Annotated in this window: 14 protein-coding genes; 12 read left to right on the forward strand and 2 right to left on the reverse strand. The window is 45.2% G+C overall.

Features of this window, described 5'->3' with window-relative positions:
* The first annotated feature begins 13 nt into the window (after positions 1-13).
* From M1D70_RS07025 to M1D70_RS07080, 12 genes are all read left to right on the forward strand, one after another.
* Positions 14-718 (forward strand): glycosyltransferase family 2 protein, encoded by a 705-nt coding sequence (locus M1D70_RS07025; RefSeq protein ID WP_456289519.1) that lies wholly within the window; start codon positions 14-16, stop codon positions 716-718.
* A gap of 84 nt (positions 719-802) precedes the next feature.
* Positions 803-1,156 carry a nucleoside-diphosphate sugar epimerase gene (locus M1D70_RS07030; protein WP_456289520.1) on the forward strand — a complete coding sequence of 118 codons (354 nt, stop codon included), beginning with the start codon at positions 803-805 and terminating at the stop codon, positions 1,154-1,156.
* Positions 1,157-1,191: 35 nt separating this feature from the next.
* Complete coding sequence (locus M1D70_RS07035; RefSeq protein WP_009591657.1) at positions 1,192-1,506, forward strand: hypothetical protein; 315 nt, start codon at positions 1,192-1,194, stop codon at positions 1,504-1,506.
* Positions 1,503-1,805, forward strand: coding sequence for a hypothetical protein (locus M1D70_RS07040; protein ID WP_015733940.1), 303 nt, complete (start codon positions 1,503-1,505; stop codon positions 1,803-1,805). The genes M1D70_RS07035 and M1D70_RS07040 overlap by 4 nt, the downstream gene beginning before the upstream one ends.
* Positions 1,806-1,826: 21 nt before the next feature.
* Positions 1,827-2,120: a hypothetical protein gene (locus M1D70_RS07045; RefSeq protein ID WP_456289521.1), complete on the forward strand. Its 294-nt coding sequence runs from the start codon at positions 1,827-1,829 to the stop codon at positions 2,118-2,120.
* Between the two features lie 245 nt (positions 2,121-2,365).
* Entirely contained in the window at positions 2,366-3,337 is a 972-nt protein-coding gene (locus M1D70_RS07050; RefSeq protein WP_009591709.1) for an aminoglycoside phosphotransferase family protein, read from the forward strand.
* Positions 3,338-3,575: 238 nt separating this feature from the next.
* Positions 3,576-4,757 (forward strand): phosphotransferase, encoded by a 1,182-nt coding sequence (locus M1D70_RS07055; protein ID WP_009591593.1) that lies wholly within the window; start codon positions 3,576-3,578, stop codon positions 4,755-4,757.
* Positions 4,758-5,148: 391 nt separating this feature from the next.
* Positions 5,149-6,564, forward strand: a complete 1,416-nt coding sequence (locus M1D70_RS07060; RefSeq protein ID WP_456289522.1) for an HAD-IIIC family phosphatase — start codon at positions 5,149-5,151, stop codon at positions 6,562-6,564.
* Positions 6,561-6,791 carry an acyl carrier protein gene (locus M1D70_RS07065; protein WP_009591683.1) on the forward strand — a complete coding sequence of 77 codons (231 nt, stop codon included), beginning with the start codon at positions 6,561-6,563 and terminating at the stop codon, positions 6,789-6,791. Before M1D70_RS07060 ends, M1D70_RS07065 begins: the two co-directional genes overlap by 4 nt.
* Positions 6,788-7,375, forward strand: coding sequence for a GNAT family N-acetyltransferase (locus M1D70_RS07070; RefSeq protein WP_009591613.1), 588 nt, complete (start codon positions 6,788-6,790; stop codon positions 7,373-7,375). The genes M1D70_RS07065 and M1D70_RS07070 overlap by 4 nt, the downstream gene beginning before the upstream one ends.
* Before the next feature lie 244 nt (positions 7,376-7,619).
* Positions 7,620-8,996, forward strand: a complete 1,377-nt coding sequence (locus tag M1D70_RS07075; protein ID WP_456289523.1) for a nucleotide sugar dehydrogenase — start codon at positions 7,620-7,622, stop codon at positions 8,994-8,996.
* 25 nt (positions 8,997-9,021) lie between these two features.
* A complete protein-coding gene (locus M1D70_RS07080; RefSeq protein WP_456289524.1) occupies positions 9,022-10,509 on the forward strand; it encodes a glycosyltransferase domain-containing protein in 1,488 nt (495 codons plus the stop codon).
* Between the two features lie 48 nt (positions 10,510-10,557).
* Here M1D70_RS07080 and M1D70_RS07085 read toward each other — a convergent pair whose 3' ends face one another.
* Positions 10,558-11,520 carry a phosphotransferase gene (locus M1D70_RS07085; protein ID WP_456289525.1) on the reverse strand — a complete coding sequence of 321 codons (963 nt, stop codon included), beginning with the start codon at positions 11,518-11,520 and terminating at the stop codon, positions 10,558-10,560.
* A 32-nt stretch (positions 11,521-11,552) separates the two neighbouring features.
* Positions 11,553-12,569, reverse strand: coding sequence for a hypothetical protein (locus M1D70_RS07090; protein WP_456289526.1), 1,017 nt, complete (start codon positions 12,567-12,569; stop codon positions 11,553-11,555).
* Positions 12,570-12,584 lie beyond the last annotated feature (15 nt).

Consider the following 12,584-nt stretch of genomic DNA (forward strand, 5'->3'; position numbering starts at 1 on the left):
AGGATTTTTTACGATGAAGAGACGCGGCACTCGCTTACGGACATCTTTATCGGCGACTCTTCCCAAAGCTGATCCGGTTGAAGGACGGAAGGATGGATTTATCGTTGGCTATTCTTATGGCGTTCAACACGGACAAAAAAACGGAGAATCCTCATTTGAGGGCATCAGCATCATCATCCCCATTCATGATCCAAACGAAGATGCCATTGGCAAGATCAGAAGAATCGAAGCCTTAACGCCGCATCCATATGAGCTGCTCATAGCTGATGCCGGCTCCTCGGAAGGAACCAGGCAATATGTGCGCGGCAGGATCGGAGCGGTACGACACATTATGGAGAGAAGTGGTCAAGGCATAGCGGTTGTTCTTAATAAGGCACTTCGTGCTGCACACGGGAAGAAGTTAGTTATTCTATATGGCTGTACACCTGTTATGGATAACTGGATCGGCGGTCTGATGGATGAACTGGAACATGCACCGGCTATCAAAACGGTTTGTGTGAGTTTTGCACAGTCAGGAACCCCCGTACTTCCCGGGGATGAAACGGATATCCATAATCGGTTAAATGCGTGCTGTGCTCTGTTCCGCCCCGAGCTGTTAACGGAGGTGGGAGGACTAGATGAGGGACTTCCATCATTACAGGAAAGCATAAGCGAATGGTTAGGGCGAATTCCGAAGCAATATAGAACGATGCTGCCGGCTAAGGATCTATTCACCTGATTCGAAGGACGGCATTATTCATGGCACCAGGAAGCTTGTCGAAGCATATGTTGAAAAATATGATGAGCGAAGGAGAGTTATGTCGTGGAGAAAAAAATAGATGATATGGTCGAATACCTATCGCACTCCCAGCAGCAATTAGCGCGCATTCTAGAAGCTCAGCGTCATGCAGCAGTCCGCATGGCTCAAATTATACATTCCTTACCGAATCATGAAATCCAAGCCTCCGAAGAACCGAATTCACGAGGAGGACCATCGTTAGGAGGGTCGTTAGGGGGACAATTATTAGGAGGCCGGTCGTCAGGATCCCAGGTGGAACAAGTCAATAGCAGCATTGCTGCTTATTTGAACGCCATGGCCGACCTGCAACAAACATCGGCAGACAGTTTGGAAATCGTAATGAAAGAGCTTAGAGCGAACGAGCAAGGCGAAGAATAATGGGATCCGACTTCGTTGGTTAAGGGGGAAAGTATGTGAGTAAAGAGGAATCGTTCATGCGGATTCTCGATGCATCCGTGACTATTCAATATAATACCTATCTCATTCTTCAAGGGAAAGCGGTAGAAGCCGAAAAGGTTTGTCAATGGGTCTTGACTCAATATCCTCGTTCCAAGGGAGAGTTGAAGGATTCGTTATCCATTCACGAGCAAATTGTCGAGCAAATCGAGGGCTTGACGAAAATAGGCTCCGGTCTTTGCCGGAATCTGCGGATTATTCTCGGAACGGACGCCGAACAAGATGATGCCATGGGATTTGATGCATTCGATTTCGGAGATACGGACTCATGATCGCGCGCATACAACGGGAACATGAGGCCAAGATTGCTATGGTATCATCCATTGCTAGAAGTCAGCAAGCGCTGGCAAGTATATTGGAAAGTATCGCTGAGGTTACGGCACATTCCGAAACAACCGCCCGCACGCTTGCGGAGAATATTCGGCTGCTTGTCGGCTATCAATCCGTGATGGCTGAAATGTTGACAGGCATTCCGTTAAATCGGTACAAATTAGGCAGTCCGGCATCGCCATGGATAACATCCGAGTGCCAGCTATTTTACAACGAGGCCGGGTTAGAAGCTACGAACTGAACCTTGCAGGAGGATTTTGGCATGAACACGGCATTAACGGTCAGGAATTATCGTAAGGCTTCACCCATGGCACGGAAGAAGTCATTCGCAAAAGGGCTGAGAAGCCTGAAGTCATCAGGTACTAAACGCCGCCATGGCAAGCCAGTCAAGCGCCATCGAGCCGGTGGCCGCTATAGCTCCAGGTCTGAGGCCGGTCGAACCCGGCCTTTATCCCAAATCCATGACAAAGGGTATGATCATTCCTACATGGAAGATTTTAAAGCCGGATTTGCTAAAGGTTATGAAGATGGGAGACAGGCTGTTACCTTAGCCTAGACGACACAGGCAGCATTCTATATAACTAAGGCTTGAGCCTGAGCACATTTCCGTTTGTTAGGCGAAGGAATGGATACGTAAGGCTATGTTCGACATACGATGGTTAAAAGCGAAAAATGGAGTGAGGACTAATGAGTCGAACCTGTAGAATAGACAAGCGATTCATTCGAAGAACATGCCGTAAGATGGGTTTCCCCCAATCATTCAAGTCCTTTGGCGCCGAAGCGAGATGGGGTCATCAAACTATGGAATGTTTAAAAGACTCCTACAAAAGCAGCATATGGAAACTTGAAATCGAACATGACCAAAAGCGCGTTCCCGTCATTCTTAAAATTTCGAAAGCGCTCAAAAAAGACCGGCCGGAAAGCACGGTTGAGAAAAATATATACCGTAAAGGAAAAAAAGTGCTTCAACCGTTCATGCCACTAGTCTATAAGACCAAACGAAATATGAACGGACGCGATTTGTGGGTGTTCATGGAATACATTGAGCCTCTCAAAGGGCGAGTTCAGTATAATCCGGATCATTTTGACAAAATCATTCCGACATTAGCGAAGCTCCACTCCTCTACGATGAATGAACGCTTTATACAGTATGAGGGACTATTCGGTGATTGGCTGCCTCGATATAATTCCAAGGTTATGAGACAAGAAAGAAAAAACATAAATAAGTTAACCTTATTTTATTTAGATGAAGCGATGAAAAACCACAAGTTGAAAGATATGATTAATCCATACTACTCACTCGTGAAGGGCCTGCTGCTGAGAGGGCCGGATTATTTCCCGGAGGTCGTTCATGAAGGCTGCTGCATTATCCATGGAGATCTTCACACTGCAAACATAGCGACAAACAATGTTAAGGAGAAGTCGTGGAATATCAAGTTTATCGATTGGGAAGGCGCAAAATATGCCCCGTGCTGGTTTGATCTCGTCAATTTGATCGGGGTTTTCTTGGCATACCGCCGAGAATGGGGGGATCAGGAAGAGGATATAACCCGCCGCTGCGTTCAATTATATTCGAATGAGATGAGAAAGCACGGAGTTATCTTTAATACGGATCCACTAAAACTGTACCGGATGGCATTTGCAAAACGAATACTCGAGAAAGGGCTGTATCTTCAGCTGAATTGGGCTGTTACCGGAAAAAAAGAGGCGAAGCTGCTGCCGGCGTATCTAGAAAAAATCAAGGTCTTAGGAAAAAATTTGGAGCTTTATTAGCGCTAGAAACATTCGGTCCTATGAATACGGAGTTGAATGCTACACGGTTAACCCGCGTGTTCTGCGGGTTATTTTGCGTTGTCTTATAATGTTTATCCAGCGCCTATCCGCAAAAAGATCCAATTATTCGCAGGATGTAAAATCGTGTATACGGAATGTTAAATCGCGTTTTTTTAATGTCATGTCGGAGCTCCTCCACATAGGATATAAAAGGAATACGGAGTGGAGGATCGCTTATATGGTGAAAACAGGAAATTCGGAAGGGTTCGAGCAAGGTCGTACGGATGGATTTAAAAAGGGAAAAGAAGATGGATATAATAAAGGGCTTGAGGATGCACAGGCCTTATTGGCAAACCCGCCTCTTAACGATATAAGTCTGAAGTGGCGGGAGCTTGGATGCGCTGATCAGATTGCAAGCCATTTCGGATCTACCGTTGTTTTGAACGATGGAAATATGGAGTGTTTGAAAGAAACGTTCAAGAGTGCAATCTGGAAACTCGAAATTACGGCAAACGGACAAAAATATCCAATGATTTTAAAGATATTCAAAGCACCCGTGAACGAACAGAAACTTATCGAGTTAAACATGTACCGAAAAGCAACCCATATTTTATCGGATCTGATACCTAACATATATCTGATCGTGGAAGGTATGAATGGTGATGATGTATGGGTATTCATGGAGTTCGTCCCTCAAGTAAAGGGTCAGGTTATCTTTACACCTGATTATTTCGACCGGATTATCCCTTCCTTGGCGAAACTTCACGCGCTAACCTATAACGACAATTTTTATAGTCATTGGGAAACATTCGAGGAATGGCTCCCGCTTTACGATTCCCCCACCTCAACGCAAGAACGCCAGAAGACGCATCAAAGAACTATAGAATATCTGGATAAGGCAATGGAACGTCCCGAATTAAAGGCGAGGCTGGAGTCTAGCTACGTTAATGTCCGTACCATGTTACAAAAGGGGCCTATTTATTTTCCCGAGCTTCTGCAGGCAGGTAAAAGCATCATTCACAATGATCTGCAAACACCGAATATCGGCTGCCACAATGTAGCCGAAGAGAATTGGAACATTAAGTTTATCGATTGGGAAGGTGCACGTTTCTCACCTTGCTGGTTCGATATGTTTAATTTAATGGGTGTGTTTTTTGCATACCGCAAGGACTGGAGAGGCGACGAATATGCCGTAATTGAACGCTGTGCGCCTTTATATGCCGCAGAAATGCTCAAATATGGAATCCGGTTCGATACGGACCCGGTTACGTTGTACAAAATGGCCTATTTGCAGCGCGTTTTGGAACGCAGCTTATTCCAGCAGCTTTTTTGGGGCGTGGAGGATCTGAAGACGGTTCATTTATTGGATCATTATTTGGAAAGAATCAATGTGTGGGGTAAGGAGCTCGGGTTATATTAATGCCAATGGCTTAAGCGGGATAGGATCCCGGAGTATCAGAAACATTGGCATGATGGCCAGGTCAAAGCTCTGAAAACAGGAGGGAGGTATAGGAATGAATCATGTGTTAACCCGTTTAGATTTAGCGGATTCTCTGCTGTGCTCCCTTCCCTCCAGGAGTCGGATCGCAGGAAGCCCGAAGCTTCCAAGCATTCGAACCTTCCGAATACGAGTTGACAGAACGATGCCCTTTGAGTTTGTTGCCAATTTGATGTCTCCGTTTTGCGGATTATGGGAGGCTGATGTCTGTTTTGATTACTCAGATTATGATAGCGCTCTGTCCGGTATTGGAGGGGAAGCTCAGGCGGATGTATATATCATCTGGTTAGATTGGCGGATTTACGCCCGCTCTATGAGTGCACAAAAAGCTGCACAATGGCTGAATGAACGGATCGTTAAATTGCGAATGGTAACGGATAAACCGATTTGGATAAATAACTGGCCGGAGTCCTTGGAAGATGCCAATAGGGTGCTCAGCTTCCGTGCCAGTGACCGTGGATGGTTCCGGAAGTTAAATTCGTATTTGTTGGGAGCGGTTGAGAACAACACGGGCTGTGTTCTGATCGATTTAGCCCAATTGGCCCATGAAGGCACCGAATCCTTCTATGATTATCGGAACGAGGAAATTAGCAACTACCCATTTTCCAATCAGGCAACAACGATTATTTCCCGTCACCTTGGCGTCCAACTCTTGCCCGCTTCCTTGGTTCCGAGGCTTAAAGCGATTGCCTTGGATCTAGATGATACGCTATATCACGGAGTCCTGGGAGAAGAAGGAGCTGAAGGGGTAACGCTAACGGAAGGCCATCATCGGTTGCAAAGGCTGCTGCTTCAACTAAAACAATCAGGAATTATGCTTACTTTGTGCAGCCGCAATGAGGAGGAAGATGTTAAAGCACTGTTCGATGCGCGTACCGATTTTCCGCTGAGATGGGACGATTTTGCCGCTGTTCGTGCAAATTGGCAGACAAAAGCAGAAAATCTGAATCGGCTCTCTCAAATACTGAATATCGATCCGTCTGCCTTCTTGTTTGTGGATGACAATCCGGCGGAATTGGTGAAGATGGCTGCAGAACTACCGGAGGTACGCCTGCTCCGTGCCAAACGAAACGGTGAAGAAACGATGCTGGGTTTATGTCATTTTCCCGGATTGTATCAACTTCACCGGGATGATATTGCCGTATCCCGAACAACGGATATCCAGGCCAATCAGGCCAGAGAGAAGATCAGGCAAACAGCAGCGGATTACCATTCCTATTTAGACAGCTTGAACATGGTCATTACCATTTATGAGAATGAAGCTTCCCATGTCAAGCGGCTGTATGATCTAAGTCATAAAACAAATCAGTTTAACCTGGCTCTAAGACGTATGACAGAAAATGAAGCAAATGACGTTATGGACGCCTCCAATTACGTTACGATTACGGTTGGCCTATCGGATATACTGTCAGACAGCGGAATTATCGGCACCTTTGTATGCAGGTTGGATGGCGAACAAGCGCATCTAATCGAGACGCTTTTTAGCTGCAGGGCGCTTGGACGCGACATTGAAACGGTAGCCTTTGCCTGGATCTTGGAGAAATTGATGGATCGCGGAGTGCAGCGTATCCACATTGAGATGTCCCAGGGGCCGCGGAATGCCCCCGCCTTGGACTGGATAAAGCGTTTTGTTGAGGGCTCGCCGGAACAGCTGCCGCTTAGGGATCTCTATGCACGTGTAAAAGCTGCTTGCGGGAACCATCCTGCCAGAGTGGAGGTAAATCGATGACGGAAATACGCAAACAAATTGGGTCGATCTTATCCGAGGTGTTGAACACCCCGATACCGCCTCATGGTAATCCAAAGCGGGAAGAATTGCCGAATTGGGATTCTTTAAAGCATATGGAGCTCATTCTTCGCCTTGAAGAGCAGTTCGATGTTCGCTTTTCCATCAGGGAAGTAGCGGGTATTCAAAGCTTGGATGACATCGCCAGGATCATTGAGGTGAAGTCGTGAACCACAACATCACCGTTGAACGTTTCGGCATTCGATTAAGACCGATTACGATGGACGACGCCGAATTTATTTTCAAGCTAAGAAGGTCCCCTGAGTTATCGAAGTACATCGGAGAAATCGACTCTCGTTATGCTGTGCATGAAGCATGGTTGAAAGAATATTTTCATAGAGAGGGCGATTATTACTTCTGCATTGAGCTTCTCTCGGGAGTGCCGATCGGAACCATCGCGATCTATGATATTGATGGTCAAGCCGGCAATTGGGGAAGATGGATCATTTCCGATTCGATCCCAGCCGCTCCTGCCAGCGTATGGCTTATTTTTCACGTTGCGTTTGATATTCTGGGTTTGTCCAGTGTATTTTCCAATACGGTTATCGAGAATGCGAGCGTCGTTTCTTTTCATGATCACTGCGGGCTGCCGCGAACCGGAATCGAACGCAATGGCCTGACGATCAGGGGGGTCCCTTACGATATGGTTATTCATACGGCTACGAAGGAGAACTGGCCAACGGTACAACAACGTTTAGAGAAGCCCGCCATTTTAGCGGAGCGTCTGCTCGGGGAGACTCCGGAAAGTAATTAATATGCATTCGGGAGGCAAGACAATATGGCTTGTATACTACGACAGCGAAACCGTTCGCTGTCTTTTCTGTATGTAACGGACGAACAGGAATGACATGGGTAATATGTCTGGTGAATTCGCCGTTGCTACTCTCAGGCGTATTTCATATTTTATCAGGAGAAGGAAATTCATGATCGCCCGGTAATTTCATCATGGGTGTTTTTTGAACAAGGACTTACTCTTCAAGAAAGGATGGACAACCAGGATGAGCGAAATCTTGCATAAAATAAAAACCAAGACGGCAACGGTGGCCGTGATCGGTCTTGGTTACGTCGGACTATCCGTGGCAGTGGAGGCGGCAAGAGGTAATTACAGGGTGTACGGAATTGACATTGATAAGAATAAAACGGAACAGCTGCAACGCGGAAAATCGTATGTTACGGATATAAAGGATGAAGACATCGATTCTTTGATCCATCAGCGCCTGTATGCGGTTCATGAGTTTTCAGCGCTGGCTGAGGCAGATATCATCGTTATTTGCTTGCCCACCCCGCTTAACATCAACAGAGATCCTGACGTTTCCATGATTCGGTCAGCGGTTGATTCCATCATCCGGTATGCTTCGAGAGATACGCTCATTATTTTGGAAAGCACCACCTATCCCGGAACGACCGAAGAATTAATTAAGAATGTGATTGAGGCCAATACGCAATGGGAAACGGGTAAGGATGTTTTTGTATGTTATTCTCCGGAAAGAGTGGACCCTGGAAACCGTAAATTCAATGTAAAAAACACACCTAAAATCTTAGGTGGAATCACGGAGGAATGTACACATCTCGGTCTTCAATTTTACCGTTCTTTTTTGGATAACGTGATTCCGGTAAGCTCAACGGCCGCGGCCGAGATGGTTAAGTTGCTCGAGAACACGTTTCGAAGCGTTAACATTGCGCTTGTGAACGAGCTGACGCTCATGTGTGACCGAATGGGGATTAACATCTGGGAAGTGATCGACGCTGCTTCGACCAAGCCGTTTGGTTACATCCCCTTTTTCCCGGGGCCGGGGATCGGCGGCCACTGCATCCCGATCGATCCGACCTATCTGTCATGGAGAGCTAAAAAGTTCGGCTTCTATAACAAATTTATTGAATTGACCAGCGATATCAACAGCAATATGCCCCGCTATGTCATATCGCAGATTACCGACATACTCAATGACCATGAAAAGCCGCTAAAAAACTCAAATATTATATGCATTGGCATGGCTTATAAAAAGGATGTCAACGATATGCGGGAATCGCCCGCACTCGAAGTGTTCAGGCTTCTACAGCAGAAGGGGGCTGCGGTAACCTATTATGACCCGCTCATTCCATGGTTTATGGACAACGGTCAAAGGATATCTTCCATAGAACTTTTGCCGGATCTGATTGCCTCCGCCGACCTGGTCGTTATTACTACCGATCATAGTACGATCGATTACCGGTTTATTGCTGAGCATGCCGCTTTGCTATATGACACGAAAAATGTGACTCGGTCGATTAAAGGAAACATCGTATTGCTCGGCGGACATAAGCGATTGGAGAAAAGCTCACCCCCGGTTGTGTCGATCAAAGATAACGGGGAAGGGAGGGAAGGGATTGATTGATGTTGTCATATGTGTGCATAACGGTTTGAATGCGGTAAAACAATGCTTGAACTCCATTCAAAACAATACGACGCAAAAAATTAATTTAATTATCATAGATGATGGAAGCGATCAAACCACAAAGCGCTATCTGGAACAGTACACACGACAATTTCACCATAGATTAATTCGACACGATAAGCCGCAAGGCTATACGGCTTCTGCGAATCAAGGATTAAAGGAGTCAACATCACGATACTGCGTCCTCCTCAACAGCGATACGATCGTAACCGGTCAGTGGTTGGAAAGGCTGACGGAAACCATGGAATCCGACCGCAGGATCGGTATCGTCGGTCCGCTGTCAAATGCAGCCAGCTGGCAATCCATTCCCCATAGGGACTGGAGCCGTAATGGATTGGAGCCCGACTTGACGATCGAACAAATGGCCGAGATTGTCTATCAAGCCTCGGATAAGATTTTTCCGAGAGTCATGTTTTTAAACGGCTTTTGTTTAATGATCAAGAAGGAAGTGTTAGACAAAATCGGATATTTTGATGAGAAGAACTTTCCGGTAGGTTACGGGGAAGAAGATGATTATTGTCTTCGCGCCCGGGCTGCCAACTTTAAATTAAAGGTTGCCACCCATTGTTATATCTATCATCAAAAGTCGGCAAGTTTCGGAACCGATAGAAGAAAGAAATTAGTGCAGAATGGAAAAGCTGCTCTCTATCGCAAGCATGGCGAGGAAAGGGTTCAACGATCGGTACAAAAAATGGCCGTGCATCAATCGCTCAGAGAAACAAGGGCAAAATTAAAGTGGCTCTTAGCGTGCAGACGACAAATCATCACAAGTAATCAACGAAAAAACGTAGTATACACAGCGATAACCGGCAATTACGATAAGCTGCAGGATCCTTTACAAATGAGCAAGCATTGTGATTACTATTGTTTTACGGATAATCCGAAATTAAAGTCCGGAACCTGGAAAATGATTAAGTTAGATAAAATATTCGCTGATTCGGCCCGTCAAGCTAGATGGGTAAAAGTTATGCCACATTTATTATTTCCGACCTACAAACACAGTGTTTGGGTTGACGGGAATATCAGAATTGTCGGAGATATCGATCGGTTTATTGAAACATATAGAGCCTCACCGCTCGTGTTCTACAAACATTCACATCGGAATTGTATTTATAAAGAAGCTGAGGCTTGCATTGCCTTGGGGAAGGATAACAAGGAAGTCATATTAAAGCAAGTAGCCTTGTATAAGAATGCGGGATATCCGAGGGATAACGGACTGATTGAGTCCGGCGTGATCCTAAGACGCCATAATGATCCTGTCGTTATGGGGGCAATGACCACTTGGTGGAGACAAATTATAAGTTATAGTAAAAGAGACCAAATCAGTTTTAATTACGTGGCCTGGAAGAACAAGGTTCCTTTTACGGCGATCAATGGCAATATCCGTAATAATGAATTTTTTAATTGGAGCAAGCACCACAAGAAGCCGGTTATGAAAAGATTGAAACGCTAATATGTAACTTAGGGGCTGTTGTCGTACAACGGCCCCTTCTGTTTTCCCTTATTTACTGCCGCCTAACAGCTTGCTTATCATGTCATCCTTCGCTAGTTCGTCCGATACGATCTTTTGTACCTGAGAACTCTTCAGCGGAAGTTTCCCTTGCCTGATCGATCCGCCGAGGTAGAAGTGGAGGCTGTGAGGAAAAATCGCGTCTATATAATAGAGTTCTTTAAAGGACGTCCCTTCAGGAAATCTCGCAAAATACTCTTTATAATAAGAAGACAACACGACCCTCGGCAATAAATAACGGATATCCTTGATGGGAGAGTCAATTCTTGAATGCTCCAGATCAATGATCCATAAATCTCCTGATGGCGTTTTTATTACGTTCAAATGGGTTAAATCCCCATGTACAAGCCATCTTTTATTGTTTACGGATGTGAGATGATCCGCGAGGAGGGGCGCTCTTCGGGAAGAAACTTTTATACATTTCTCAGCTAATTGTATACAGGGTTGAATATACGGCAAGGAGTACTGGTTTTTCCATTTCATCAAATCTTTTAATTTTAATTGATATTCAGATATCCATCTGTTAATTCCATTCTTCAAGGCGCTCGGTTTTTGATTGGATGTGAGTGAACTTGGCCATGTAGCGTGTTGATGAAAATCCCCAATGACCTTTACGCGGTCAATTATCGATGCAGGACCTCCAGAGATATATTTAGACAAATAATAACGATGCTCACCTTGCTTCGTACATAGTTTCCGTTGATTCGTGGCGATAACCTCAGGAACCTTCAACCCTTGTTGGGATAGTGCGTATTGTAGAGTGATAGAAGGGGTGAAGCTTTTACTTGATCTGTAATCCGACTTAAGGATATAGGTTTCTTTGTTATCGATTACCTTCCACACTGCCTTATCCGGCTCGTTCTGAATCCATTCGATTTTCGGCTTTTTGATGTCATAATACTGGTTAAGAACTAACGCTGCCTCTTGAAGAGTAGGCATGCTATCACTCTCCATTCCAAATAATAGGTCATCATCTATTACAGGTTCTATGGTACGTCGAGCAGGCCTTGAAAAAGAGACTTCCAATTTTTCGCACACTGGTTGATCGTAAAGTTCTTGGCCACGGCCTTTGCGGCCTTTTGTGAAATTTTTTTTCGAAGTTTGGGATTCTCGATCATTTCTCGAATCCCGACATACCAGCCCTGCTCTGTTTGAGGAACAAAATAACCCGTTTTTTTGTGGAATACGCAATCTCGGTATATGGGGGATAATGAATAAATGCCGGGAATGCGGCAGGCAGCATAGTCGCGGAACTTCACATTGCTTTTGCAGTGGTAGAACAGACCATCATCCATGGGTGCAAGACCGATATCCCAATTGGCCCGATACAGCTGCTGCATGAACTTGCTGTAATCTTCATTATGTTTCCGATGGGAGATATTAGGATGCCCCTTCAATTCTTCAGGACAGTACCCGTAGAACTCCAGTCTAACAAAATCTCCGTATTCCTTAAGTATGCGCTGCAATGCAGGAATAACCGGGCGGAAAGAACTTTCCTTTTTGGCACCTTCATATCCGATCACGAGTCGATCTTCCTTTTTCGGACTGTTGGACAATTGTGTATAGGAAACATCAATGCTTCCTGGAAAATAGACCACTTTAGGAGTGAAATGCATCTTAATCAGATCGCGAAAGACGGGTGATTCTACTTTGACTGTGTGTACGTTTTTTAGAAAGTAAGTATAGGTTTCTTTATAAGCGGGTTTTGAGTAAATTTGGCCAAGACGTGTGGTTTGAGGAATCGCGAGAAAATGGTCGTCAATGACGTATACGGTCTTCTTTCCTTCACGGTGTGCCCATTCTAAACATTGGAGCGCTGCAGGCTCAATGCTTCTCAAAAACAAAATAATATCATATGAAGAAATGATAGAACGGGTTACTTGTTTATGTGGAAGGATCTTGAACCTGCAGTATCCTTGTCCTTCCAAATAACGGAGAGGGGGGAGAAGAATGATTTGGTACGATGCGGTTTCCTCTGAGCCGACCACAAGAATTTTTCTCATCAAATGACCTCCAAA

The sequence above is a fragment of the Paenibacillus sp. AK002 genome (genome assembly GCF_053903045.1).

What these genes read in the sequence shown, in the direction of transcription:
- M1D70_RS07040 (WP_015733940.1), top strand. Translation starts at nt 1,503, where the DNA reads ATGATCGCGCGCATACAACGGGAACATGAGGCCAAGATTGCTATGGTA.
- M1D70_RS07025 (WP_456289519.1), top strand. Translation starts at nt 14, where the DNA reads ATGAAGAGACGCGGCACTCGCTTACGGACATCTTTATCGGCGACTCTT.
- M1D70_RS07055 (WP_009591593.1), top strand. Translation starts at nt 3,576, where the DNA reads ATGGTGAAAACAGGAAATTCGGAAGGGTTCGAGCAAGGTCGTACGGAT.
- M1D70_RS07085 (WP_456289525.1), bottom strand. Translation starts at nt 11,520, where the DNA reads ATGGAGAGTGATAGCATGCCTACTCTTCAAGAGGCAGCGTTAGTTCTT.
- M1D70_RS07075 (WP_456289523.1), top strand. Translation starts at nt 7,620, where the DNA reads ATGAGCGAAATCTTGCATAAAATAAAAACCAAGACGGCAACGGTGGCC.
- M1D70_RS07090 (WP_456289526.1), bottom strand. Translation starts at nt 12,569, where the DNA reads ATGAGAAAAATTCTTGTGGTCGGCTCAGAGGAAACCGCATCGTACCAA.
- M1D70_RS07045 (WP_456289521.1), top strand. Translation starts at nt 1,827, where the DNA reads ATGAACACGGCATTAACGGTCAGGAATTATCGTAAGGCTTCACCCATG.
- M1D70_RS07065 (WP_009591683.1), top strand. Translation starts at nt 6,561, where the DNA reads ATGACGGAAATACGCAAACAAATTGGGTCGATCTTATCCGAGGTGTTG.
- M1D70_RS07060 (WP_456289522.1), top strand. Translation starts at nt 5,149, where the DNA reads ATGAGTGCACAAAAAGCTGCACAATGGCTGAATGAACGGATCGTTAAA.
- M1D70_RS07050 (WP_009591709.1), top strand. Translation starts at nt 2,366, where the DNA reads ATGGAATGTTTAAAAGACTCCTACAAAAGCAGCATATGGAAACTTGAA.